At 62.7% G+C, this 24,092-nt stretch carries 21 protein-coding genes; 10 read left to right on the forward strand and 11 right to left on the reverse strand.

The genetic code is table 11. The features are described from left to right. Positions 1-13 precede the first annotated feature (13 nt). Positions 14-2,188, reverse strand: a complete 2,175-nt coding sequence (locus tag LGN17_RS22270) for a phosphocholine-specific phospholipase C (protein ID WP_226198668.1) — start codon at positions 2,186-2,188, stop codon at positions 14-16. Between the two features lie 227 nt (positions 2,189-2,415). Here LGN17_RS22270 and LGN17_RS22275 point away from each other — a divergent pair, with 227 nt between their 5' ends. Continuing rightward, the gene (locus LGN17_RS22275; RefSeq protein WP_226198669.1) at positions 2,416-3,333 is read left to right on the forward strand and encodes a LysR family transcriptional regulator; all 918 of its coding nucleotides are present in this window, start codon (positions 2,416-2,418) and stop codon (positions 3,331-3,333) included. Between the two features lie 95 nt (positions 3,334-3,428). Here the strand turns inward: LGN17_RS22275 and LGN17_RS22280 are convergent, their stop codons facing one another. Further along, positions 3,429-5,069, reverse strand: coding sequence for an L-lactate permease (locus tag LGN17_RS22280; RefSeq protein ID WP_226198670.1), 1,641 nt, complete (start codon positions 5,067-5,069; stop codon positions 3,429-3,431). A 438-nt stretch (positions 5,070-5,507) separates the two neighbouring features. Between LGN17_RS22280 and LGN17_RS22285 the strand changes: the two genes are divergently transcribed. Then, positions 5,508-5,819 carry a DUF4148 domain-containing protein gene (locus LGN17_RS22285; protein WP_226198671.1) on the forward strand — a complete coding sequence of 104 codons (312 nt, stop codon included), beginning with the start codon at positions 5,508-5,510 and terminating at the stop codon, positions 5,817-5,819. Between the two features lie 102 nt (positions 5,820-5,921). Here the strand turns inward: LGN17_RS22285 and gshA are convergent, their stop codons facing one another. From gshA to ada, 3 genes are all read right to left on the reverse strand, one after another. After that, the gene (gene gshA, locus LGN17_RS22290; RefSeq protein WP_226198672.1) at positions 5,922-7,535 is read right to left on the reverse strand and encodes a glutamate--cysteine ligase; all 1,614 of its coding nucleotides are present in this window, start codon (positions 7,533-7,535) and stop codon (positions 5,922-5,924) included. A gap of 464 nt (positions 7,536-7,999) precedes the next feature. Then, the gene (locus LGN17_RS22295; protein WP_226198673.1) at positions 8,000-8,959 is read right to left on the reverse strand and encodes a DNA-3-methyladenine glycosylase family protein; all 960 of its coding nucleotides are present in this window, start codon (positions 8,957-8,959) and stop codon (positions 8,000-8,002) included. Beyond that, on the reverse strand, positions 8,956-10,047 hold the full coding sequence (gene ada, locus LGN17_RS22300; protein WP_226198705.1) for a bifunctional DNA-binding transcriptional regulator/O6-methylguanine-DNA methyltransferase Ada: 1,092 nt from the start codon (positions 10,045-10,047) through the stop codon (positions 8,956-8,958). Before ada ends, LGN17_RS22295 begins: the two co-directional genes overlap by 4 nt. 429 nt (positions 10,048-10,476) lie before the next feature. Between ada and LGN17_RS22305 the strand changes: the two genes are divergently transcribed. Next, positions 10,477-10,890 carry a VOC family protein gene (locus LGN17_RS22305; protein ID WP_175971118.1) on the forward strand — a complete coding sequence of 138 codons (414 nt, stop codon included), beginning with the start codon at positions 10,477-10,479 and terminating at the stop codon, positions 10,888-10,890. A 21-nt stretch (positions 10,891-10,911) separates the two neighbouring features. Here LGN17_RS22305 and LGN17_RS22310 read toward each other — a convergent pair whose 3' ends face one another. The 3 genes from LGN17_RS22310 to speG form a co-directional block, all read right to left on the reverse strand. Beyond that, positions 10,912-11,466, reverse strand: coding sequence for a YaeQ family protein (locus LGN17_RS22310; protein WP_039364653.1), 555 nt, complete (start codon positions 11,464-11,466; stop codon positions 10,912-10,914). A gap of 189 nt (positions 11,467-11,655) precedes the next feature. Continuing rightward, positions 11,656-12,003 carry a surface attachment protein Sap1 gene (gene sap1 / locus LGN17_RS22315; protein WP_175951200.1) on the reverse strand — a complete coding sequence of 116 codons (348 nt, stop codon included), beginning with the start codon at positions 12,001-12,003 and terminating at the stop codon, positions 11,656-11,658. 487 nt (positions 12,004-12,490) lie between these two features. Beyond that, positions 12,491-13,048, reverse strand: a complete 558-nt coding sequence (speG, locus tag LGN17_RS22320; protein WP_175971119.1) for a spermidine N1-acetyltransferase — start codon at positions 13,046-13,048, stop codon at positions 12,491-12,493. Positions 13,049-13,219: 171 nt separating this feature from the next. Between speG and LGN17_RS22325 the strand changes: the two genes are divergently transcribed. The 3 genes from LGN17_RS22325 (at position 13,220) to LGN17_RS22335 (ending at position 15,230) form a co-directional block, all read left to right on the forward strand. Next, entirely contained in the window at positions 13,220-13,357 is a 138-nt protein-coding gene (locus tag LGN17_RS22325) for a hypothetical protein (RefSeq protein WP_174916598.1), read from the forward strand. Positions 13,358-13,513: 156 nt separating this feature from the next. Beyond that, the gene (locus LGN17_RS22330; RefSeq protein WP_175951199.1) at positions 13,514-13,762 is read left to right on the forward strand and encodes a DUF2795 domain-containing protein; all 249 of its coding nucleotides are present in this window, start codon (positions 13,514-13,516) and stop codon (positions 13,760-13,762) included. Between the two features lie 109 nt (positions 13,763-13,871). Then, positions 13,872-15,230, forward strand: coding sequence for a sensor domain-containing diguanylate cyclase (locus tag LGN17_RS22335; RefSeq protein ID WP_226198674.1), 1,359 nt, complete (start codon positions 13,872-13,874; stop codon positions 15,228-15,230). Between the two features lie 1,004 nt (positions 15,231-16,234). Here the strand turns inward: LGN17_RS22335 and LGN17_RS36760 are convergent. Further along, positions 16,235-16,486 (reverse strand): DUF6402 family protein, encoded by a 252-nt coding sequence (locus tag LGN17_RS36760; protein ID WP_319000849.1) that lies wholly within the window; start codon positions 16,484-16,486, stop codon positions 16,235-16,237. A 230-nt stretch (positions 16,487-16,716) separates the two neighbouring features. Between LGN17_RS36760 and LGN17_RS22345 the strand changes: the two genes are divergently transcribed. Both LGN17_RS22345 and LGN17_RS22350 read left to right on the forward strand, forming a co-directional pair. Beyond that, positions 16,717-17,934, forward strand: a complete 1,218-nt coding sequence (locus tag LGN17_RS22345) for a DUF6402 family protein (RefSeq protein WP_226198675.1) — start codon at positions 16,717-16,719, stop codon at positions 17,932-17,934. A 626-nt stretch (positions 17,935-18,560) separates the two neighbouring features. Further along, the gene (locus LGN17_RS22350; RefSeq protein WP_226198676.1) at positions 18,561-19,238 is read left to right on the forward strand and encodes a sce7726 family protein; all 678 of its coding nucleotides are present in this window, start codon (positions 18,561-18,563) and stop codon (positions 19,236-19,238) included. 12 nt (positions 19,239-19,250) lie between these two features. Here the strand turns inward: LGN17_RS22350 and LGN17_RS22355 are convergent, their stop codons facing one another. After that, positions 19,251-20,330 (reverse strand): beta family protein, encoded by a 1,080-nt coding sequence (locus tag LGN17_RS22355; RefSeq protein ID WP_226198677.1) that lies wholly within the window; start codon positions 20,328-20,330, stop codon positions 19,251-19,253. 544 nt (positions 20,331-20,874) lie between these two features. Between LGN17_RS22355 and LGN17_RS22360 the strand changes: the two genes are divergently transcribed. Next, positions 20,875-21,405 carry a hypothetical protein gene (locus tag LGN17_RS22360; protein WP_226198678.1) on the forward strand — a complete coding sequence of 177 codons (531 nt, stop codon included), beginning with the start codon at positions 20,875-20,877 and terminating at the stop codon, positions 21,403-21,405. Next, a complete protein-coding gene (locus LGN17_RS22365; RefSeq protein ID WP_226198679.1) occupies positions 21,402-21,932 on the forward strand; it encodes a hypothetical protein in 531 nt (176 codons plus the stop codon). Before LGN17_RS22360 ends, LGN17_RS22365 begins: the two co-directional genes overlap by 4 nt. A 789-nt stretch (positions 21,933-22,721) precedes the next feature. On the opposite strand, the gene LGN17_RS22375 is transcribed toward LGN17_RS22365, so the two are convergent. Next, positions 22,722-23,636, reverse strand: a complete 915-nt coding sequence (locus LGN17_RS22375) for an integrase domain-containing protein (RefSeq protein ID WP_226198681.1) — start codon at positions 23,634-23,636, stop codon at positions 22,722-22,724. Between the last annotated feature and the right edge of the window lie 456 nt (positions 23,637-24,092).

Here is a 24,092-nt window from a genome sequence, read left to right on the forward strand (position 1 = left end):
CGCGTGGCAGGCGTCAGGCCGTCACGTGCTTCACCGGCCCCGGATCGCTGTGGCTCGGCCGGCCCGTCTCGACGTGGCCCGCGAAGCGGCGCACGACCTTGTCGTCGCCGCCGCGCAGCGTCGTCGCGGTGATCGTCAGATCGTACCAGCCGTGGCTCGACGACAGCTCGAAGTGATCCTCGACGCGCTCGCCCGGTTCCAGCGTGTAGGTCCGCGCATGCTTGTGGCTGTATGCGTTGTCGACCGTCACGCGGCACGTCGCGCGCCCGCTGTTGCGCAGTTGCAGGTACACGTGGCGGTTGCGCACGTCGTAACCGATCCGAGCTTCGGGGTTCGCGTGGCGGCCGTCCGCCGCGAGCCGCGTGTTGCCCTGGAACTCGCACAGATAGCCGTTCGGGCCGTACGCCGCGAGATGGTAGTCGCCGCGCGCGGCCGACGTGTTCCACGTGTCGACGAAGCGGTCGTGCGCGGACACCGCATAGCGGCGCGGCGGCGTCGTCGGGTTGCGGCGGTCGTACACGTAGAACGCGGCGCCTGCGTCACCGGTGTTCGCAAAGTCGAGCGACACGGTGTCGTCGTGCCCGCTCACGCGGCTGTGCACGAACAGCTCGTACGGCAGCGCGCGTGCCGGACGCGTGCCGGGCTCCTGCGCCGGCATCGACTGCTGCGCGGGCACCTGGTACGCCTGGCCGGCCGTCGCGATGTGCTGCGGCACCGTGAAGCTCACCGTGCGCGTGTCGGGGCGTGCGGAGAAGTCGAACGCCGACGTGAGGTCGCCGCAGATCGAGCGGCGCCATGCGCTGATGTTCGGCTCCTTCACGCCGAAACGCGCTTCGAGGAAACGCAGCACCGACGTATGGTCGAACGTCTCCGAGCACACCCAGCCGCCCTTCGTCCACGGCGAGATGATGATCAGCGGCACGCGCGGCCCGAGGCCGATCGGCTGGATGCCGCCCGGGTCCGCGCCCGGCACGAGCGGGCTCATTTCGCCCGGGTACTTGTTCAGGTCGAGCAGTTCATCACCGAGGTTCGACAGCAGGTTCGACGACACGATGCCCTGGCCGCCCACGCCGCTCGTGACCGGCGGCACCGGCGGCACGACGTGGTCGAACAGCCCGTCGTTCTCGTCGTAGTTGAGGATGAACACCGTCTTCGCCCACACTTCGGGGTTCGACGTCAGCGCCTCGAGCACCATGTTGATGTAGAACGCGCCGTCGGTCGGCGATGCCTGCGGGTGCTCGCTGTACTTGTACGGCGCGACGATCCACGACACCTGCGGCAGCCGGTTCGCCTGCACGTCGGCCTTCAGCTCAGCGAGCGTGTGGTCCGATGCGCCCTTGTCGACCAGCGGGCCGCTCGCGCCTTCCTTCACCTGGAAGCGCTTGAAGAACATCAGCGAGTTGTCGGTGTAGTTGTCGGTCGGGTCGCCCGGGATGCCGGTGCCGCCCTGGTACACCTTCCAGCTGATCTTCGCGTTCTCGAGGCGTTCCGCGTAGGTCGTCCACGTGTAGCCGTTCACGTCGTCGCGCTCGCCGATGCCCGGGCCGTTCGGCGGGTTGCCGTAGATGTTGCGCGAGTCGACCGTGCCGGTCCACAGGTAGATGCGGTTCGGCGCGGTGTCGGCGTGCGCGGAGCAGAAGTACGAATCGCAGATCGTGAACGCGTCGGCCAATGCGTAGTGGTACGCAAGATCCTGGCGCTTCAGGTAGCCCATCGTCAGCACGTCCTGCTTCTGGTTCACCCACTGGTCCCACTGACCGTTGTTCCAGGACAGGTGGCCGCTGCTCCAGCCGTGGTTGGTGCCCGGCTGGAATTCGGTCGTCTGCTTCGGATCGAGGTAGAACGGCAGTACGTACGGCGCCGACGGATCGAGGCCGCGCGAATGGTAGTTCTTCGTGAACACCGACGCCGGCGGCTGCTGCCACACCGGTGCGCCGCTCGGCAGCAGGTGCGGGCGCGGGTCGTTGAAGCCGCGCACGCCGCGCAGCCCGCCGAAGTAATGGTCGAACGAACGGTTTTCCTGCATGAAGATCACGACGTGTTCGACGTCGCGGATCGTGCCCGTGCGATAGGCAGCCGGCATCGCCAGCGCATTGCGGATCGCGGGCGGGAAGCCCGCGTAGGCGGCCATCGCGCCGGCCGACTGCGCGGCGAGGCGCAGGAAATCGCGTCGATTGTTCGAGGACATGAAGGGAACCCTGTTGTCGGTAGGAGTGGGGCGCCGGTCGAGCGGGGCCGGCGCTGGTGCGATGCCGTTATTACCCCGCACCGGCGTGTCCCGGACGTGACCGGTTACCGCAGGTTTCTTTGGGTGACCCACAAGTTTTTTTCGAAGCGGCGCACGATACGCCTTTCATCCGGCCGACATACGCATGCGCTACGCTGACGCGCGATACCGAGGGGAGAAGCCGAGTCGTGTTCGATCAGCTGAAGGCGTTCCACGCGACCGTCCGGCAGGGCAGCATCACGCGCGCCGCGCGCCACCTGGGCGTGAGCCAGCCGACGATTGCCGCGCAGATCCGGCAGGTCGAGCAGGTATACGGCGTCGAGCTGTTCTATCGCAGCGGCCGCAAGCTCGAAGTCACCGAGACGGGCATCGAGCTGCTGCCGCTCGTCGAGCAGATGATCGCGCTCGAGGCGCAGGCCGACATCATGCTGCGCAACGTCGGCGGCCTGTTCGAAGGCCATTTGCGGATCGGTGCGACGGGGCCGTACTACATCATGGACGCAGTCGGCCGCTTCTCGAACGCGCATCCGTCGATCGCGCTCACGTGCCGGATCGGCAACTCCGAGGAAATCCTGCAGGCGCTGCAGGAATTCCGCATCGACCTCGCCGTCTCGTCGCAGCGCAACGATGCCGACGGCCTCGAACGCCAGGTGATCTCGACCGACCCGCTCGTGCTCGTCGTCCATCGCACGCATCCGCTCGCGCGTTTCGACGCGATCGATCCGGCGCAGCTTGCCGACGTGCGGCTGCTGATTCGCGAAGCAGGATCCGTCACGCGCCGCTGCACGGAGACGATCCTCGAAACGGCAGGTGTCGCGGCCGTCTCGGTTGCCGAGATCGGCAGCCGCGAAGCGATTCGCGAGGCGATCCTGCATGGCGTGGGCGGCAGCCTGTTTCCGCGCGGCGAGGCCGAACGTCATCCGGATTTGCGCGTGATCGCGCTGCGCGGCGTCGACACGACGATCGACGAATACGTGTACTACCTGAAGGCGCGCCGCCAGAGCCCGGCGATCGACGCGTTCCTCGCATGCATCCTGCCGGCCGGCGGCCACGCGGCCGGGACGGATGAAGCAGGACACACGGCGCGGCGGGCGAACGCGCGCTGAACTGCCGCGCGTTCGCCGGTTCCGCACTTTAGCGACGCTTTTCCCGCGCCTTCCCTCGTTTTTCCTCGTGCCTTCCTTCTGTCGTTGCGCTCACATCATTTCGGCAGTGCCGGAATCATCCATGTCAGCACGTGCTGCTGCAGGAACACCAGCACACCGAGCAGCAGCGTGAGGATCACGCTGTGCCAGAACGTGCGCGCGAACACGACCCCTTCCCGCCCTTTCAGATCCGTCGTCGACACGCCCGTCGCGATGTTCTGCGGCGAGATCATCTTGCCCATCACGCCGCCCGACGAGTTGGTCGCGGCCATCAGCACCGGATCGAAGCCGAGCTGCCTGGCGGCGACCACCTGCAGGTTGCCGAACAGCGCGTTGCCCGACGTGTCGCTGCCGGACAGGAACACGGCGATCCAGCCGAGCGACGCGGACACCAGCGGGAACAACGCACCCGTCGACGCGACGCCGGTGCCGAGCGTGTAGCTGATTCCCGAGTAATTCAGCAGGTACGCGAGCCCGACGATCATCATCACCGTGACGATCGCGATCCACGTCTGCCGCCAGGTCTTGACCACGCATTCGAGGAATGCGCCGACGCCGGTGCGCGTCAACGCGGCCGTGATGATCGCCGAGACCAGGATCGCGGTGCCCGTGCCGAGCGGCTGGAAATCCCAGATCGCCGCATAGGGCTTGTGGTACAGCGACACGAACACGGCGTTGTGCAGGCCCGGCCACTTGATCTTCACGTCGCCGATCGCCGCGATGTTCGCGTGCACCCACACGATCACGACCACCGACACGACGAGCCACGGCAGCCAGCCGCCGAAGCCCGCACGCGCCGCGCCGGCCGTAGCCGGCACGCTGCGCGCGAGCGCGTATTGCGGATCGGGCTGCGGCTTCCACACCTGCAGGAAGCCGATCGTGACGATCAGCGACGTGAGCGACGACAGCACGTCGGTGAGCTGGTAGCCGAGGAAGTTCGACGTGACGAACTGCGCGATCGCGAAGCTGCCGCCCGACACGAGCAGTGCGGGCCACAGCTTCGAGATCGAGCGCAGCCCGCCATACGCGCCGACCACGTAGAACGGCAGCAGCAGCGCGAAGAACGGCAGCTGGCGGCCGACCATCTGCGCGAGGGTCGCGGGCGGCAGCGACGTCACCGCGCCGAGCACGGTGATCGGCACGCCGAGCGCGCCGAACGCGACCGGCGCCGTGTTGAACAGCAGCGTATAGGTGAGCGCTTCGAGCGCGGGGAAGCCGAGCGCGATCAGCAGCGCGCTCGTGATCGCGACCGGCGTGCCGAATCCCGAGATCCCTTCGAGCAGGCAGCCGAACGAGAAAGCGACGACAAGCAGCACGAGGCGGCGATCGTCGGGCAGGTTGTCGAGCATCCATTGGCGGAACTGGTCGAAGCGGCCCGACTTCACCGCGATGTTGTACAGCAGCAGCGCGTTGAAGACGATCCACATCACCGGCACGACCGCGAGCGCCATGCCCGCGCCGACCGCATTGAACGCGAGCCCGGCCGGCATGCCCCACGCGCCGATCGCGACCGCGAGGCCGGCGACGAGCCCGGCGAGCGAGGCCTGCCACGCGGGGCGGCGCAACACGCCGAGTGCGATCAGCGCGACCGCGATCGGGATCGCGGCGACGAGGAAGGACAGCAGCAGCGAGTGGGCGACTGGCGTCAACGGCTGTGCGAAGACGATGCCGGGCGGTAGGGCGTCGGTGGGATTCATCGTGTCTCCAGAGTCGACCCGAGCTGGCATCGGGATGCCCCGGGTTCGGTACAAGGCGATGTCCTGCGGTCATGACCGCGATCAGGCGCTTGCGCACGCAACGACGTCGCAGGCCCAACCGATCGGTTGCTTAAAAGAGGTTAGGAGGCGCACGCCGCTTGTACAAGGGGGACAAGCCCGATGCGTGCCGACCCGATACGAACCAGCCGCCGCACGCTGACCGGCAGCGGGCGATCCGCTGTCGCGTTCGACAGAAAGCCCGTCACGCGCGGCTCACCGGCGCAGCGCGGCGGCACCATCCGCGCAATGTTGCACATGCGGCAAAGGTGCCTGACGGCAGGCGGGATGTTTCGTTTGGCATCCGAAGCCTAGACTGGCCGCATCGGTTCCGCCCGCGCCGGTCACGGCATGGCACCGGAACCTCACGGAGTAAACACGATGAAGACGATGAAACAGGCGGCATGCGCATGCGTGCTGATCGGCGCGGCCTTCGCCGCTCATGCGCAGGCCGCGTCGACGCTGACGCGCGCCGAGGTCCGCCAGGAACTCGTGGAGCTGCAGGCCGCCGGCTACCGGACGAGCCTCGCCAGCAGTCCCGACTTTCCGGGCAACATGCAGGCGATCATGCACCGTGCCGCACAGGCACGCGGCGGCGACGCCGGCTACGGCAGCGAGGGCGGGGCAAACGTGAAATCGGGCAAGCCGGCGCTGCCGCATGCAATCGATCACGGCACATACGCACACCATTGACGGCTGATCGAACCGGATCGAGCGCACCACGGCGCGCCCCGACCGGCGACGGAGATACGCATCGCGCACCGCGCCGGCCGACGCGGCGCACGTGCGCCGGCATCACACGCTGAAGCGGTTCAGCGTATAGGCGCGATAGGCCGCGACGAACGCGTCGAACGATCCGGCCTCCTTCGCTTCGAGCTCGGCCTGCTCGGCCAGCGATTTCGCAGCAAGGGTCTGCTCGGCGCGCAGCGTATCCGCCGACGGCGGACGCGCGCGGAAATGCGCGGCATGCGCTTCGCTCTGCGCCAGCGCGAACCCGAGGAACGACTGACCGCGTTCGCGCATCGTGCGCAGCACGCGCGCGGACGGCGTGCGCTCCGGATCGGCGAGCTTCTCGCGTTGCGCGGCGATCGCGCGCATGTGCTCGTCGCCACCGCGGATCTCGTCGAGACGGCGGCCGACGGTTTCGATATCGGCCATCAGCGCGTCCGCCCACGCCTGCAGCGTGACCGGCTGGCCGTCGCGTTGCAGGGTGAGCCCCGGCTTGCGCCCTTCCATCGTCACACTGCCGAAGTTCGCGTTCGCTTCCTGGTACGCGGGACAGTCGAGCGCCGGGCTCTCGTCGAGCGCGCACGCGAGCAGGAAGGCGTCGATGAAGCGCGCGGTTTCCAGTGCGATGCCGGTCGGCTCGAACGGATCGATGTCGAGACAGCGCACCTCGATGTACTGCACGCCGCGCGACGCGAGCGCATGCAGCGGCCGCTCGCCCGAATACGTGACGCGCTTCGGCCGGATCGTCGAGTAGAACTCGTTCTCGATCTGCAGCACGTTCGTGTTGATCTGGATCCACTCGCCGTCGCGATGCGTGCCGATTGCCTCATAAGCCGGATACGGCTCGCTCACGGCCTTCGACAGCGCGTCGAGATAGCCGGGCAGCGTGTTGTAGTCGACGTGCAGCGCGGCCTGCGCGGTCGTGTTCGAGTAGCCGAGATCGCTCATCCGCAGGCTCGTCGCATGCGGCAGGTACAGCGTATCGGCGTCGAACGTGTCGAGCTTGTGCGGCTTGCCGCGCAGGAACTTCGTATCGAGCGCGGGCGACGCGCCGAACAGGTACATCAGCAGCCAGCTGCGGCGGCGGAAGTTGCGGATCTGCGCAAGATAGCGCTCCGACTGGAAATCGACGAGCGTGGCCGTCGAGCCTTCTTCCGCATGCAGGCGCCGCCACACTTCCTCGTGCAGCGAGTAGTTGTAGTGGATGCCGGCGATGCACTGCATCGTGCGGCCGTAGCGATACGCGAGGCCGCGCCGGTACACCGTCTTCAGGCGGCCGATGTTCGACGTGCCGTAGTTCGCGATCGGAATCTGGTCGTCGGCCGGCAGCAGGCCGGGCATCGAGTCGTTCCACAGCATCTCGTCGCCGAGCGATGCATACACGTAGCGATGCAGATCGTCGAGACGTTCGAGCGTGATCGCAGCGTCGCCTTCCGCCGGCGTGATCAGTTCGATCAGCGCTTCGGAATAGTCGGTCGTCAGCGACGGATGCGTGAGTGCCGAACCGAGCGCGCGCGGATGCGGCGTGAACGCGATCATCCCGTCGCGCGTCACGCGCAGGCTTTCCTTTTCGATGCCGCGCAGGCCGTCGGGCAGACGCTGCCGCGTCGGGCCCGAGCTCAGCGCTTCGAGGCGATTCAGCAGCAGTTCGGACTGGCGGTGAGTCATGGTGTTCGACATGGAGACGCAAGTGCGTGACGGCCGCGCGCAGAACGCCGCGCGCGGCCGGCTGGATTGTTGGTCGCTTCGTTGGTAGCGGGCACTTTAACATCTCGCCGAAACACGCGCTTGAGGTGGCTCCGGGCACGGTGCGCGGGCCGGAGCGGGCCGCCGGGCGGGCCGGTCGCGGCGGTCGCCGCCTCTGCGACCGGTTCCAGGCGGCGGCAACGCGCGCGCCGGTTACGCGAATTCGTCCGACGGAACGTGACACGCGGACGGGTGGCGGCAGGTGCAACCCTGCCGCCGAACCGACTGCGGAAAGCGGAACAAGTGTGCGTCGCGCAGCCGGCATCCGGCGGGCGACGGATTGACGGAATGGCCGTGATGGCCGCCCTCCGGCAGGCAACCGATGAGCGTCAGCACGATCGGCGCAACGGGTTGTATCGCGGCCTCGTCAGGTCGCACGCGCCCGCGGGCCGCCGCCCTCACCCGCCGCGCGCGCCGCCCGCCCGGTCGGCCACTTCGTTCCACAAATGCAGCGCCGCGTACGCGCGCCACGGCCGCCAGCCTTCGGTGCGGTGCTTCTGGGTCGCGAGCCGGTCGAGCGCCGGATCGCGCGCGACGATCGACTGCATCAGCACGAGATCGGACGCCGGCCACGCGTCCGGATCGCGCCACGCGCGCATCGCGATGTATTCGACGGTCCACGGGCCGATGCCGGGCAGATCGAGCCACGCACTGCGCAGCGTCGCGAGATCGGCGTGCTCGCGATCAACCGGCACGTCGCCGGCCGCCACCGCGCGTGCCACGCCCGTCAGCGCCGCCACCCGCTTGCCGGGCATCCCGATCTTGTCGAGATTGCAGGCGGCCAGCGCATCGGGCGTCGGGAAACGCCATGCGGGCGCGCCGTCGTCTTCATGAACCACACGCTCTCCGGCCCGCTCGACGAGCCGGCCGACGATCGTCGTCGCAGCCTTCACGCTCACCTGCTGGCCGACGATCGCGCGCACGGCCAGCTCGAACCCCGACCAGGCGCCCGGCACGCGCAGCCCCGGCGCGGCCTCGACGAGCGGTGCGAACCACGGATCACGCGCCAGCCCGCTGCCGATTGCGGCCGGATCCGCGCCGAGGTCGAACATCGTCGCGACGCGCGTGGCGAACGCGTCATCGACATGACGCACGACCGCGCCTTCGACCGTCGCGACCAGGCAATGCTTGCGCGGATGTTTCGCGACCGTGAGCCGGCCGGCGTCGCCGTGCAGGTCGACGATGCGGCGATACACGCCGTCCGCCACCTGCTCGACGCCCGGAATCGCGCGTCCGCTGAAGAAGCGCAGTACGCGCGCCCAGTCGTAAGGCGCATTGAAGCGCAGTTCCATTTGCGCGGACGGCGACACATGGCCGCCGTTCACGATGGATGTGATCGTTGTTTTTGCGATGCTCAAACGGCGCTGCCCTCCGCAACGGATTCGGTTTGATCGTCGTGCACATGACGCGCTTCAGACGCGAGCAGCGTCGCCTTGCGGCGCACCCCCCAACGATACCCGGAAAGCGCGCCGCCCTTTTGCACGACACGGTGGCACGGGATCGCGAGCGCGACCGGGTTCGACGCGCACGCGGATGCGACGGCACGCACCGCGCGCGGCGAGCCCAGCGCCTCGGCGATCTCCGAGTAGCTGCGCGTTTCGCCGTACGGAATATGCGTCAGCGCCTCCCACACGCGCTGCTGGAATGCGGTCGGCGCGATGTCCAGCGGCAGGTCGAACGCGTGCCGTGTGCCGTCCAGGTACGCGCGAATCTGCGCGACGAACGGCGCGAGTCGTCCCGGCGCTTCGGCCAGCTCGGCGCGCGCGAACGCGTCCTTCAGCTCGCCGACGAGCGCGGCCGGTTCGTCACCGAACGCGATCCGGCAGATGCCCTGCCCGGTTGCCGCGACGAGCACCGTGCCGAGCGACGTCGATGCGGTCGCATAGTCGATCCGCAGACCGGCACCCTGGCGGCGGAACGCCGACGGCGCCATCCCGAGCTCGCGCGGCACCGACGCATAGAGCCGCGACGGCGAGTTGAAGCCCGCGTCGACGGCCGCCTGCGTGACCGGCTGTCCGCTTTGCAGCGCCTGCCGCAGCGCGGCGCCGCGCTGCGCGGCCTGGTACTGCCGCGGCGACACGCCGACCACGCGCTTGAAGAGCCGCTGAAGATGAAACGGGCTGACGTGCACGGCATCGCTCAGTTGCTGCAGCGTGAGCCGCTCGGCATGCGCATCGAGCACCGCACACGCGCGATTGACGATCTCGAGTTCGCGCGGCAGCCCCTCCGGCTGGCAGCGCTTGCAGGGCCGGAAGCCGGCCGCACGCGCGGCGGCCGGATCGGCGAAGAAGGACACATTTTCGCGACGCGGCAGCCGCGACGCGCAGGTCGGGCGGCAGAACACGCCGGTCGTGCTCACGGCGTAGAAGAACGCACCGTCCGCATGCGGATCGCGCGCGGTGACGGCGCCCCAGCGGGCATCATCGGTCGGATAGGCGGTTTTAATCTGAACCTCGCACTCTCTAGTGTAGATGGTGCCTACTCTAGACATCGGCACGTGCCGTCGCGCCCTGAATCTTGCTCTGTGATTCGCCCCGGATAATCGGGGGCGCATCGATTGAAAATAGATTCGGCAAACCGCGCGCCGGCTGTTCCAGCGCGGTTTTCGTCATCGCCCTGTCACCATTTTGCTGCACTGCGGATGCGACAAATCGCCGTCCTGACGTTTTTTTGCATTCGGAATATTGCGTCGCACCATCGCCGTGTGTATAGTTGGAACTGTCTCCTCCATGTCTCCTCCTGATATGGATTAAGCCCGTTCCGCTCTGCGTGAACGGGCTTTTTTTCGTCCGTCGATTGTGCCGCGTTCCAGCCGGCGGCGCAGGCGCGATGCGTCTACACTCGATGCTCGTGGACCGCGAAGGAGTGCCTGCCCATGAAACCGATCATCCGCGCGATCGATCACGTGGTACTGCGCGTGACGGACATGGCCGCGATGACGCGCTTTTACTGCGACGTCGTCGGCTGCCATGTGGAGAAGGAGCAGCCCGATCTGGGCCTCGTGCAGCTGCGCGCCGGCGACGCGCTGATCGACCTGCTGTCGGTCGGCGGCCCGATCGACCGTCCCGACAGCGGCCCGCCCGGCACCGGACGCAATCTCGATCACCTGTGCCTGCGCGTCGAGCCGTTCGATCCCGACGCTTTGACCGCCCATTTCGCCGCACATGGCGCACGGCCGGGCGCGCCCGCGGAGCGCTACGGCGCCGGCGGCTACGGGCCGTCGATCTACCTGTTCGACCCGGAAGGCAACATGCTCGAATTCAAGGGGCCGCCGGCCGCGATCGGCTGAGCGCAGCCGGCGCGCAGGCCGTCACGCGTCCGCGCGCGCCTTCAGCACCGTCCATTCGACCGCCACCGGATCGTGGTCGGCGCTCGAAATCCACGCGGCGCCGTCCTGCACCGTGCATTGCAGGCGCATCGTGCGCTCCGCGAGTTTCCCGAGCGCGGCCGCGACACCGTCGTTCAGCGACAGCACCTGCACGTTGCGCAGCCGTTCGACCTTGCTGCGCACACCCTGCCACCAGATATCCGACGTCTTGCCGCCGTACGCGATCACCGTGACCTGCCCGGCGCGGCCGGCCGCCTTCGAGATGCGCCGCTCGTCGGGCTGGCCGGCTTCGATCCAGACGTCGATCGCACCGGTCAGATCCTTCTGCCACAGATCGGGTTCGTCGACGTCCGACAATCCCTTGCAGAATTCGAGCCGCTCGTGCGCGAACAGCGCGAACGCGACGATGCGCACCATCATCCGGTCGTCGGTTTCGGACGGATGGCGCGCCACCGTCAGCGCGTGATCGGCGTAGTAATGCCGATCCATGTCGGCGATTTGAAGTTCGGCTTTGTAGATCGTGGATTTCAGCGCCATGCGGATACGGCCCGGGCGGGCATTCGGTTCGGTCGGGCCGTGATGATACCGAATGCGCGCCGTCCGGCGCGCGTCATGCGCCACCCACAGCGCAACGGCCCGGCATGGGCCGGGCCGTGTTCGGTTCCCGCCGCCGGCTTATCGGGCCGGCGCGCTCGCGCGTCGTGTGACAGCGCGGTGAATGGACGGTTACTGCTTGACGAAGCGCGAATCGGTCCAGAGACCCTGCTGGTCGCTGTTGTCGGCACTGACGAACTGCACGTCGCCCTGGTCGACCGACACCACGCGGAAGCGCTGGCCTTCCGGCACCGACAGGCAACGATAGTCGTCGAAGTATTGCTGCTTCGCCTGCGACTTGCCGTCACGCTCGTGACTCAGTACGGAGTCCAGATTGTCTTTCGACAGGCAGCCCCATGCGTTCTTCGTCAACTGGATTTCCTGCTTCGGCTTGACGGCCGAATCGCCGCCGGCTTGGGCAATCGACACCGCGCAACATGCGCCGACGAGGGCAAAGAGGATACCGGTACGCTTCATCATGTTCTGTCTCCAGGCTTGCGGGCACCAGGCTTGGGTTAGCTATGTGTTTAAAGGTGATCGTGAACCCGCGTTTTTTACTTTAGAAGACCGGCAAGCGATATCAAGCACATTTGTTGTGCGACCGCAATAGCGGCGGATTGTCGCACCCCATGCGCAGCCCGTTTTTTGCGCGATGCGCAGGCACGACGACGCGCACCGCCCTGAGAACAGGCCCGCGCCGCCAGGCGGAAAGCGTTACGCAGCAAGACTTTCATCAAAGTTACAAGGCGGCGATTGAACGGTTTGGATAATCCATTTCGCTATCCGGATCATTTTGATGCGCCGCACATAAAGTCATCCGAAACGATTCGACTTTACCGCAACGCGGAATCGCATTTACCTGATACAAGAAAAATGCCAGGTATAAGCAAATCCGTATTTATCCGTACTTCTCCGCATGTATTCGGCGCTGCGGAAGCCTCGCCGCAAGCGCCTTTCGCCAGCGCGTTTACCCTGCCTTATTCGGGGTGGATTGCTGGCGCTCGAAATAATCCCGCTGAAAAATGCACATGCGATAAGCGTTGTGATACGCGCCGTTTCCGAAAAATTCTTCCTTCAATTCGGCCTCGTGCTGGAATCCGCATTTTTCGTATACATGAATCGCCGCCGCATTCGACGTATCGACGATCAGGTACAGCTTGCGCATGTTCAGCACCTTGAACGCGTACTCGATCGCGAGGCGCGTCGCCTGCCCCGCATAGCCGCGCCCCTGGCATTGCGGCGCGATGATGATCTGGAACTCGCCGCGGCGATGGATGTAGTCGAGCTCGATCAGCTCGACGAGGCCGACCAGTTCGCCTTGCGCATCGACCGCGACGAAACGGCGCTCGCGCTGGTCGTGCACGTGGCGGTCGTACAGTTGTGACAGTTCCGAGAAGGTTTCGTACGGCTCCTCGAACCAGTAGCGCATGATCTTTGCGTCGTTGTTCAGTTCGTGGACGAAGCGCAGGTCCTGGCGCTCCAGCGGCCGCAGGGCGAGCGTGTTGGTATCATTCTGGAGTTGCATGTTCATGTCCTTTTTGATGCCGACGCACGTGCGGCAAGGCCACATCCGGGCCTGTCCCGCACTGTAAGAAATTGAACGCGGGCGAAGTTCAGAGCCTAGAATGGGAGCAAGGGTTCCTGCCACCGCAAGGAGGCTATCGTGTTCGAGCAAGTCATACTCGGAATTTTCCTCGTGCTGCCGCTCGTCATCGTGGCGGCGCTGTTTTCCGACGAACTTTGGCAGGAACATCGGCGCCAGCATCCGCGCGACGAAAACGCACCGCACATCGACTGGAAGCATCCGTGGCGCCGCGTGCGACGCGAGCATTGAGTCGATCGCCGTTCATCCGCGGGGCGCGCCGACCCGGCCGCCCTGGCATGTGAACGCGTGACGCGCCCCACGACGCGCCCCGTCAAGCACCCGAATTCCGCCTCGATCCGAATACCGCTCAAGCCGCCCAACCCGCTCACTCCGCGAGACGCCGCCGTGAACGACCAGCCCGCCCAGCCTCCGCACGACATTCCCAACGAAACGATCGACCTGCAGATCGCCGACGTGCTGGCAGCCGTCCGCTACCCGGCCAACAAGGACGCGATCGTCGATGCCGCGCGCGACGCCGGCGCCAGCAACGAGGTGCTGTCGATGCTCGACGGCCTTCCCGAACAGGACTACGCGGACATCAACGCCGTCACGCAGTGGGTCGCCGGCAACTTCGGTCCGGGCCTCGGGATTTGAGCGCGCATCCATAACGCGATAGCATCTGGCCGCACCGGTCGCGTAGCGGCTGGCTGCCTGTCGTCCGGCGCAAGACCGGGCGTTTCCGCCTACGTGCCCGGGGAATTCCATGGAAGGCATCCTGATCCAGCACACGACACGCCGTCAGCTCTGGTTCGGCGCACTGACGGCACTCGTCATCGTGCTCGCGCTCGGGATCGCCGCACCGCACGCGAACGTCGCGCTGCCGGCCGTCGAGCCGTTCATGCCGATGTGCGCGCTCACCGTGTTCACCACCGCGAGCATCGCGGCGTTCTTTCTTGGCGCGCAGTTCACCGTGACACGCCAGCCGGTGCTCGGTGCGCTCGGCGGCGCCTACGCGTTCACCGCGCTCGCCGTCGCATTGCAGCTGCTCACCTTTCCCGGCGTGTTTGCGCCACACGGGCTGTTCGGTGCGCAACCGCAAAGCGCCGCGTGGATGTGGATCTTCTGGCATGCCGGCTTCCCGGGTTTCGTGATGGTTGCGCTGCTCGCGCGCGAGCGGCTGGCGCGCGCACCGATCGGCGCGCAGCAGACACGCTGGTGGACGCTCGTGCTGATCGGCGGGCCGGCTGTCGTCGCCGGACTGCTCTGTCTGTTCGCGCTGAACGTGTCGCTGCCGCCCGCGTTTCATCCGCCGGGCGACGCGGCCGTGCTGCCCGTCAACGCGGTCGCGCTGGTCGTGTGGCTGCTCAACGCGCTGGCGCTCGTTACCGTGCTGGCCACCGGCCGGCTGCGCACGACGCTCGACCTGTGGCTCGCGATCGCGGTGCTCGCGTGCCTCACCGACACGACGCTGAACCTGATGAGCACCCATCGCTTCACGGTCGGCTGGTATCTCGCGCGCGTGTTCAGCATGTTCACGCCGGGCGTGCTTGTGTGCGTGCTCGCGTGGGAAGTGACGATGCTGTACCAGCGGCTGTTCGAAGCGCACACGACGCTGATCCGTTCGTCCGCGCGCGACGGCCTGACGGGCGCGTTCAACCGCAGCCACTTCAACGATCATTTCCACACGCTGTTCCTGCAGGCGCGGCGCCAAGGCGAACCGCTGTCGCTGCTGATGGTCGACGTCGACCACTTCAAGGCATACAACGACGCGTTCGGCCACGTGAAGGGCGATGCATGCCTGATCGCGGTCGCGAATGCGCTAGCCGGCGCGGTACGGCGGCCGGCGGACATCGTCGCGCGCTATGGCGGTGAGGAGTTCGCGATCGTGCTGCCGAACACGGGCGCGCGCGGCGCGCGGGTGGTCGCCGAGGAAGCGCGCGAAGCGGTGCTGCGGCTCGATCTCGCGATGCCGACGTCACCTGCCGGGCGCGTGAGCGTGAGCGTCGGCTGCGCGACCGTGTCGGCCGACGATCTGTCGACACCCGATGCGTTGATCGAAGCCGCCGATGCCGCGCTGTATCGTGCAAAGGATACGGGGCGAAACAGGGTCGTCGCCGCCTGAAACGTCTGCTGTTTGGCTATTTGTTACGGTCATTGTGACCGGAATAATCCGCCGTTACGCATTCCGGAACAGGGAAACGATCGCTTACAGCCGGTGTTGCGGGCGCTCGCTATGCTGGGTTTCACATTGAACCCGAGCAGGTGGACGCGATGAAGAAAACCCTTTTGCTGATTGCCAGCGTCGCCGTGCTGTTGAGCGGCTGTATCGTGGTGCCGGACGGTGGGTACTACGGTGGTGGCGGGTATTACCATCACCATCATTGGGATTGAGGCGGGTGGGGGTCCGGATGGGTTGATCGGCATGCTCGCCCATGCTGGATCGATGATCCCGACCGCAACTCAATCAGGCCAGCGTAGTCACTCTGCACGCCAGCAGCTACATTCGCATGGCACGCTGTCGATCGTATTTGCATCGACCGTCGCCCAATCGGCGTCCCCTCCCTTGAGCGCGATGTGCTTGCGAAGCATGGGCGTCGAACGTGATCTGCTAGGGAAGCCGCGCCATCATCCGGTCAAGAAGAGTCGGTGGCAAACTGATTTCGCCAAATGTTTCGCCGAACTCGAGCCCTTGGGGGTACATCAATGCCTCCTTCGCCCAATGAAGCTCAACGGGTATGCGAGACCCGTCCCGATACGTTCGCTCGGCAACGAGACGCTCGCCCTCCCTGTCGTAAAGCCTGAGAACGATCGTATCTCCAAAATAGCAGTATCGTGCCCAATAGCCTCCGTGCGGGGAGTGTTCGATTTTTTGCGTGCGTGAATCGCAAATCGTGCGCAGCTGTACGTCTTTCCAGTAGCTCCAGCCAAACCCGAGGACAGTGACGACGGCAGCCGAAACGAATGCGCGTCGAATGAAAATCCAAACCTCCTTCGCAACAACATCAGCCCAACTTCTTGAGCCAGACAAGAAAGAGTTTAGCAACCGCACTATCGAAGCAAGCACGATAACGGGCAATACTATCGCCAGGAGAGCGAGCGCCAACCATATGCCCGACTCATTAATATTCAAATTAATACGAATCGAAGCCTAATGGGTTCTCGCAACGTTATATAGCGGTGATCTGAAAAAATAACGAAATCGCCACCTCGACGATGACGTTGCTGCCACTCGCGAAATGAACTATTCCGAACCGGGTAATAGACATTCCCCACGACTCGCACATCACCCACCGCAACGGGATATTCTACCCATGGAATATCCGCTGCACCGTCCACCGTTGGCACCGGGACAATGATAGCTAACGCCCGATCTGCCACCTTGGCGAGAAAAATAAAAAGTCACAACTCCTTTGAGTATCTGCACACCTATCGACGGCCTCAAGATCCCGGTGCGCTTAGACGACTAATAAAACCCCAGGAATATTTGACCCAAAACTCAGTCACATTAGCAACGATTTCGAACTAGTCCGATTGATTTTACGGGTGCGATCACGCTAGCGTAACAGGCATCGCGCATACCACCCAACATCACCGGATCCCAAATAGAAATGGCATCGAACAATGAAAAAATCCCCTATTTCACGATAAATAAAATTTTCTGGAAGTGGAAACTTCACGATGGCGCCGATGGATGCAAGATTGTTCCAAACATCTCGTTATCCATGGATAAACCTGCGTCGCCGCTTCCGATGCAACAAAAATCGAACGCAACCGAACTCAAACATTCCTCCGCCACGCCCAAGCGCGACTCGCTTGACAAAATGGTCGATGACTTGGAAAAGGCCGGCAAGGCGCTGGCACGCTTTCAAGTTTGGCTAAATGCCTCCGCCCCTCCCAAACCCGCCATCGTGAAACTAAAAAAGAGCGATTCTGTACCAGCGCTCGATATTCAAGAGATTCCCGCAGCAATGCGTAAAATGCACCTCCCGACATCTGCCAAACTTATGGAGCGATGGTTCTCTGGAAAGTTAAATTATTCACGGACTTCCTCGGATGAATCGCTAGCAATCAATCAAGATGGAAAACCATATCCATCCGACATGCATGACATGTCCACCATTAAATTGGATTGGATTATGCGCTTCCCCCGAGCGAAGCGGCAATTCGACCACCTTATTAATAAAATGATTCGCTCACCCAAATCCAGAGTCGAGCTTTACAAACTGTTGATCCCGCATAAAGACTGCGCAGCGCGACTCTACACCGACGACATATGTGGCAATGATCTTCGCGATTTGCATCGAAGATTCCAATTTCAATACTCAAAAGTAGACAGCACGTTTGGGCAAAAAATTGAAACTCAATTAGATGCACAACTTCGCAACAATGGTGTGCCTGACGACCTATCCGGAGCACTCGGATCCTTCAATATCTATGCGGCGCTCGGAAGCGCGCGCTTCTCGTGGGACGTGGATTCACACAGAACAATAGCTGAAGTGACCGGAGTGTGGGTGTATGTAAAAGACAACTATACATTCACCGACAAATCTAATGAGCGATCCCAATACTTAGGGCATTGGAGTAGCGACGGCGTCATCATTGTTCCATATAGTGGAATCGCTGCATTCTCGAACTCCGAGCATATCCCATATGTCAAATATGCCGTCGCCAGAGGTGATTCACTCGTCAAGGGGAACGTCCACTATCCGGTAGAAAATATCGATTTTAGAAAATGGTCCAAGATACATGGCAGAGGCGGAGACTTTATCATCTACTCTGACAAAAAATTCATCCCAATCTCCCCTCCCATAGAAATTTCACTATGATCAAATTCAACAATAAATCATGACAATTTCTTTGAAAATTACTTATACATTGCTCGTCACGGCACTGATTGGCACCTTTGCCTTTGACAGAACGCCTCGAGGGGAAGAGTGCAGAACGTCGATATCTCCGGATGGAATGTATCTTGCCGACCTGTGCCTTTTAGATTGGGTTCCGGGTGGAGATTCACGGTATGTTGGCCGCGTATACATCGCACAAACTGGGAGGTTAATAGCCCAGCACACATTCAGCACACCGACTCCCGCAATTTCCTGGAATAGTTATAGCGAGGCCTACGTCTCATTTTCAAAAGGTGACGGCGGAGATGATTCTGTATATGTATCGCTGCCGCCATCGTTTATCGATCGGGTGCTAGCGGCCCGTCCGCATCTGTAAAACCACAGTGTCAATCTGACTGGCAGTCGTCACGCGGATGCAGGCACGTTCTATTGCCGGGCGATGGCTGTGCCATTCCCGCCCCGCAATCCTTTTCGCTTCCGATACAGAACCTAGCAATTTCCATCAAACCCATATACGACAATGCCCCGAAGACATGGCGGGGCCTTTGTGTACCGTAGTGTGTACCAAAAAAGCTGACTGTCTAGGGACGCTACGGTAACATTCCGGCATGGGCGCACTATTGAACGAGGGACGGATTCGGAAGCTGCTTAGCAAGCATCTGCGGGACGCGGGGCTTGCTAAGGGCGCAGCATTGATTTCCGAATTGTGCATAGCAGACTTCGGTCGTAGAGCTGACTTGGTGCTCGCCAACGGCAAACTTTCCGCCTTCGAGATCAAAAGTGACATCGATGATCTGTCTCGCTTGGACGGTCAGATTGACACGTTCGTCAAATATTTCGAGTCCGTGACGATCGTTTGCGCCCCAAGGCATACCGCCAAAGTGCTCACTCGCGTGCCTTCCACGGTTGGAGTTTGGGAGGTGACGAATGCCGCGCTCGTTGAAGTCCAGCACGCAGGCATCAATGAGATCACCGACAAGGCAGTGTGGCTAAGTTATCTTCCCGTAACCGAGCTACGAGCCGTTCTTAAGCAGCACGCGATCCGCCCTGTCGGTCTCCGCCCCGATTTGGTAGAGCAAGCTCAACAGATCTCTGTGTCTGACTTGCGATCCTACGTGCTGAACTATTTCAAGCGTCGCAAAAAGGTCATAGCGAAGCGAGTAGATCAGCGCGCTCTTAGGCCGATGGCCGAGAACCCAATCGAGACGCATCGTCGGCAAGTCGACATGTTCATTGCCGGTTGTGGCTTCGTTCCAGGCACGCCAGCCATTCCGAGGCGCACCTGATCGAGCGTATGGCTACTCGGACTGATCCTCGTAGTCGTCGTCTGCGCCACCAGCAATACGTTCCGAGAAGTCGATCTGCCTCGTTAAGTGGAGATTCACACGAACCGCGATCCACGATTGTGGCGCCGCGCCATGCGGTGTCCCGGATGCCGCGTCGACAATCATTCGATCGCCCCACACGTCTGATGCACGCACCTCTGGCATCAAATCCACCATTGCATTGGCAATGGCCACGTAGCCCTGAGTCGCGTCTTGCACACCTGGGCGCCGCTCAAAGTACCACTCGAGCTCCAACGGATAGTCGATTCGAGGCGACCACCGCATGATCGGCTGATCATCGTAGACGACAGCATGGATCGAGCTGTAATCGCCATATGTGCTGACCGCGGAGCCACCAAGGGACTGATGGAATGTACGCTCAAGAATATCGATGCGGCCGCGCTGCTGACTCGAGTCAGCAAACGTCGTAGGGGATGCGGGGAAGCTACTCGCGAGTACTGAGATGAATGACGCCGGATGCTGTTCGCGGATAGCGTTGATGGTTGCCGTTGCAGCAGCTTCATAGGCACTGACGGCCGGACGAATGTACTGCGTATCGACGAAGACGATAGCGTTGTTGATGTCATCCAGGCTGCTCAGTGCAGCAATCACCAGACCTGTCTCTGCATTAAAGTCGCGAATCCGGAAAGCAAGCTTACCTCGCGTGCGCTCGAAATGGCGAGCTTGTTGAATGACATCTCGCTGTGGTGCCCGATCTCCGAATTGCACAACGGGAACTGCCAGCGGACGCTCGTCCAGAAATGCGCGCCAAGAACCAAATGCATCGGCCGGATTTGTCAGCGCCCTGCTAGATTCGGTGTGATGGCGCCCGTCGCTGGGCAGATCCAGGAAATAGTATCTGCCGCCCATAGCTTCCGCTGCCTTTTCGGCAGAACGAGAAAAATCCTCTGCACGAGGCCACTTCCCCAATGTGATCAATGGAAGAATCCTGGCCTTTCGTGCGTCGTCCAGCATCGAAAGCCCTTTTAGTTCCGCGACACGGGTTCGCAGCGTCGGGAAATAGTTGAAGCTGCCAAAATCTACTTGAATCATTTGTATTAACCCTCTTGGTCGTCATCGCGGTCTTGAGGAGCTTGCTGTGGCTGTGCCGCTTGCCTCGGTGTAACCCGTGTCCCGATTAATAACCCCGATAAGTAATCGAGAGTAGCGTGTCGTCGCTCGATCTCGACGTGCAAATCTTCAACGCGCGTTTCTAACCGCCCGATAGTTAGGCCGTCCACCCGGGCCCGACTCCTCGACGCCCCAACCTCTCTTGAGAACTGCTTCGACATATGGTAAGGAACACAGCCAGAAAAATTGCTGCGACCCAACCACTGGCAAGCAAGAGCCACTGGGCAACGTCGGCGGATTGCTTTATGGCAACCACGATCCCGATAAAGCTGGGAATGACGCTTAATACGCCATAGGTATGCGTCAGTGAGTTTGCGTGATTTGGTGTCGCCTGATCCCCGTCAGATTCTGATTCTTGTCTTTTCATGGGCTTGCCTACCCGGTAAAGATTATCTAGTGTCGTATAAAGCGGTCTCAACACAACCATAGCATAGGTGCCCGAGAAGGCCCGACAGAGATTCGTCGCATGAACGTCTACTTCGACAACAACACCTTGGCCAATCTGGCCCAAGCCGGCGTCGATCCAGTCGCCGCACTGGCAGGCAGCGAGTTCACTCTTGCGGTGACGCCGGACCTTGCCACCGAGTATCGGCAGGGCATCGACAGCGACAATGCAACGGTAGCCGAGAAGGATCTGTGCCGGCGACTTCTCGCCGCTGCGACTGAGCGCGGCATCTTCGGCTTTGCCGGTCCGGATGGATCAAGCAATGGCTACTCGGGCTTCAATCACGGCTACTGGGCAGATGAAGGCACGGTCCAGACGCTACAGTCGATCAAGGTCACCGAGCGGCCCGGCAAAGCAATCCCGAAGAACCGCACTGATGCATTCCTCGTGGCCCTGGCTGCGGGCGCCGTGGTCATCACGAACGACACTGGAAAGCACTTTCGGCACGCGCGGGAAAATGGCCATCACGTCTACTCGTGGGCGGAACTTGTCGACGTCGACAACGCACCCTCAGCGATTGCCAATCGACTCGGAACGTTGCTCGCCAAATGAACCTCAAACGCGCCACTGAGATCGCCGACCTTTCCCTAAAAGGCCTGTCATGCCTCGCGATCATCGTGGCGGGTGCATGGGCGCTCTGGATCTTCGGTCTGGGCGGCTCACGAGACTGGCAGCTCAACCTCACGATAGATGCAAGCGTGCTGCCCTACCGGGACGACCTTCGGATTGTCGTCGTCCATGTCCACGCAAAAAATCCACGCCCCGTCACGTTCCAACTGAGCAGCAAAGCTGGCGACACGTACGAACTGCGTGTCCGTCAAGTTACCCCAGACAAAGGAGCTAACGCGGTAATTGACGAAGACAGCGGTACCATCCTAGCGACGGCGGATTTGATGACAGGTACCGGTGGTCTTTACGAGTTCCTACCAGGTGCCGAGATGGACGACATGCGAATGTTCATTCTCCCAGCCGGCACAACCGTAGCGATTACTGCAGCAGTCACACAGCACAAGAGCAGGCCCGACGAAGACACGAACGCCGTGTCTACCGTAGTCCATGTAGTAGATGGATCGCGTTGAATCTCGACAATTCGTCAGCAACGGCGCCGAACAAATTCAGCACGAACATTCTTTCTACAGCGGCGCCTCACCGGAGCCATGTTCGCCACCCGCGGTTGACCTACAACATTCGAATTCCGTACCGGCTTTCCAATCAATTCGCCCACGCCCCGCCACCGTCGTTTGCTATGTGGACAACTGGACTGGAACCACGATGTCAGCAGATTGACGCCAAACGCACCTACGATCGCAGGATAGATCAGGAGCCACAAGTTGGCGGCGCGATCACTTTGATCCAACGTGTGTTTGCTAAGCATATGCTTCGCATCCAACATCTTTGCGAGATAGTTCAGGTTTGAGAATGTTGACGCAGTCATTGTGGCACTGAACACGAGGAAACACCCCAGGAACAACGTCATATGCTGATACGGCTTACAGCCCTTGTTGCAAATCAGTGCAGCCACAACGGGGATGAGTGAAACAACTCCAAATGCGTGTCCCAGACTTACCATGTCCATAAAGTAAATCCTCCTTGATAGGTCATATCGGTTACGAGCGATCGAACTTGAGCCGAACGTTTTCCACGGCCTCGCATAACCCGCGATTTACCTGTCCCGGTACTGCAAGGGATCGGAGAGATAGCGATGAATCTCCGTGTTCTTCCATACCGTGCACCGCGGAGATAGTTGAATAGGCCGAGGTGCCCGTCCGGCCAAACAGAGCTTTCGCCATGTCTCCCGGCACACGCCCACGAACGGCGCGATTTGCCTCCACCGCGAGTGGCCGACCTCTGGCAGCGTGTCGACGTGCTTATGCATGCTTCACCTCTGCATCGACCAACACCTCGCGCCCATAGACCCGCTCCACCCACGTCCCGCGTCCATCCCCGTGGCCCAGCCACGTTGACACACCAGCGGCCGCTTCTCGGCGCGAGACGCCGGCGGCCTTCTGCCGCTCCAGGTGCTCGGTCGCGTATGCGTACCGGAGGCTATGCGGCGCGCACTCATCGGTCATACCGACCTTGCGCACGACGTAGTGGTAACGCTCCATCGCGCGCTTCAGATCCGGCTTGCGGACCAGCTTCCCGCCGTACTCGTTCGACAGTCCAATCGCACGCTCCACCAGCTCGGCGGCGCGCTGCCGATCCAATGGCGGGCTCCGTCGCGTCTTGCCTCCCTTCGTCCCGTGGATGATGGTCACGAAGCCATCCCCGATCGAACTCGAAAGCGCGCGCCGCCATTCGGCCAGCGATTTGATGCTTTGAACCGCCTCCCTGGCCCGCAACCCAAGTTCGAGCTGCAGTTCGAGCACAATCGCAATACCCGGGTCGATCGCAGCAACGGCGGCGCGGTACGGCTCCAGCTCGTCGCGCATCATCGGCCGCTTCGTGCCGGCCCGGCTCGCACCCGACAGACTGAGCGCTGCATTGCTCATCTTGTCGGCAAACGGCCGGCGACCGATCCCTTCGAGCGCCGTTCGAATGTGCGTCATGTTGTTGACCGCCGTCCGCTTCGAGCGCCCTCGGGCCGTCATTTCGTTCGACCAGGCGATCAGGTGCTTCTCTTTGAGCTGACCGGTCGTGTGAACCTGAAAGCCCAAATCCCACAGAAACCGCGCGAAGCGCGCGAGCGACTTCTCCCGACCGTTGGAGGTCGAGTTTGCCTGTTTGCCACGCGCCCCGCGCGCGGCACGGCACAGGTCGGCCGTGAGTGATTTGTGCGACATGCGTACCCCGCATCCATGACGTGAGGCTCGACCCCCAGTCGTCTCCCTGTCCGCTGGACGGGGCTGCGAAAACGCAGCTGGGAGACAACAAACGGGGGCACGAGCCTCGGCCTGGTGAGATTGGGAGCGTTCTACGCCAGCAAGCTGACGCAGCCCGGCACGCATGAACCCGATGAGGTTCGACGCGTGGCGGGAAGACGCTTCCCCCGTTTGATCCGTGTTTTGGCTTTGCGACCGATCGGGGGCGCCAATGCCCCGACCGCGCGAATTGATGCGTGCCGAGCGAGTCGACACGAGATTCCAAACACCGAGGCCCAGCGCGCCGCCAATCGTCGTGAGGGCGATTGAAACGGACGCAGCAAGGCATGGCGTTAGCGCTGGGGGCGCACGTCACGGATTGATTGCCGCGGGAGCGGCATACGGGGATTGCACATCGCGCCCTTCGCATGAAGCAAA

The sequence above is a fragment of the Burkholderia sp. AU30280 genome (assembly GCF_020420125.1).
Lineage (GTDB): Bacteria > Pseudomonadota > Gammaproteobacteria > Burkholderiales > Burkholderiaceae > Burkholderia.

What these genes read in the sequence shown, in the direction of transcription:
- LGN17_RS22270 (WP_226198668.1), bottom strand. Translation starts at nt 2,188, where the DNA reads ATGTCCTCGAACAATCGACGCGATTTCCTGCGCCTCGCCGCGCAGTCG.
- LGN17_RS22280 (WP_226198670.1), bottom strand. Translation starts at nt 5,069, where the DNA reads ATGAATCCCACCGACGCCCTACCGCCCGGCATCGTCTTCGCACAGCCG.
- LGN17_RS22305 (WP_175971118.1), top strand. Translation starts at nt 10,477, where the DNA reads ATGAAACCGATCATCCGCGCGATCGATCACGTGGTACTGCGCGTGACG.
- LGN17_RS22310 (WP_039364653.1), bottom strand. Translation starts at nt 11,466, where the DNA reads ATGGCGCTGAAATCCACGATCTACAAAGCCGAACTTCAAATCGCCGAC.
- LGN17_RS22375 (WP_226198681.1), bottom strand. Translation starts at nt 23,636, where the DNA reads ATGTCGCACAAATCACTCACGGCCGACCTGTGCCGTGCCGCGCGCGGG.
- LGN17_RS22285 (WP_226198671.1), top strand. Translation starts at nt 5,508, where the DNA reads ATGAAGACGATGAAACAGGCGGCATGCGCATGCGTGCTGATCGGCGCG.
- speG (WP_175971119.1), bottom strand. Translation starts at nt 13,048, where the DNA reads ATGCAACTCCAGAATGATACCAACACGCTCGCCCTGCGGCCGCTGGAG.
- LGN17_RS22360 (WP_226198678.1), top strand. Translation starts at nt 20,875, where the DNA reads ATGAACGTCTACTTCGACAACAACACCTTGGCCAATCTGGCCCAAGCC.
- LGN17_RS22335 (WP_226198674.1), top strand. Translation starts at nt 13,872, where the DNA reads ATGGAAGGCATCCTGATCCAGCACACGACACGCCGTCAGCTCTGGTTC.
- gshA (WP_226198672.1), bottom strand. Translation starts at nt 7,535, where the DNA reads ATGTCGAACACCATGACTCACCGCCAGTCCGAACTGCTGCTGAATCGC.
- LGN17_RS22355 (WP_226198677.1), bottom strand. Translation starts at nt 20,330, where the DNA reads ATGATTCAAGTAGATTTTGGCAGCTTCAACTATTTCCCGACGCTGCGA.
- LGN17_RS22365 (WP_226198679.1), top strand. Translation starts at nt 21,402, where the DNA reads ATGAACCTCAAACGCGCCACTGAGATCGCCGACCTTTCCCTAAAAGGC.
- LGN17_RS22345 (WP_226198675.1), top strand. Translation starts at nt 16,717, where the DNA reads ATGGCATCGAACAATGAAAAAATCCCCTATTTCACGATAAATAAAATT.
- sap1 (WP_175951200.1), bottom strand. Translation starts at nt 12,003, where the DNA reads ATGATGAAGCGTACCGGTATCCTCTTTGCCCTCGTCGGCGCATGTTGC.
- LGN17_RS22350 (WP_226198676.1), top strand. Translation starts at nt 18,561, where the DNA reads ATGGGCGCACTATTGAACGAGGGACGGATTCGGAAGCTGCTTAGCAAG.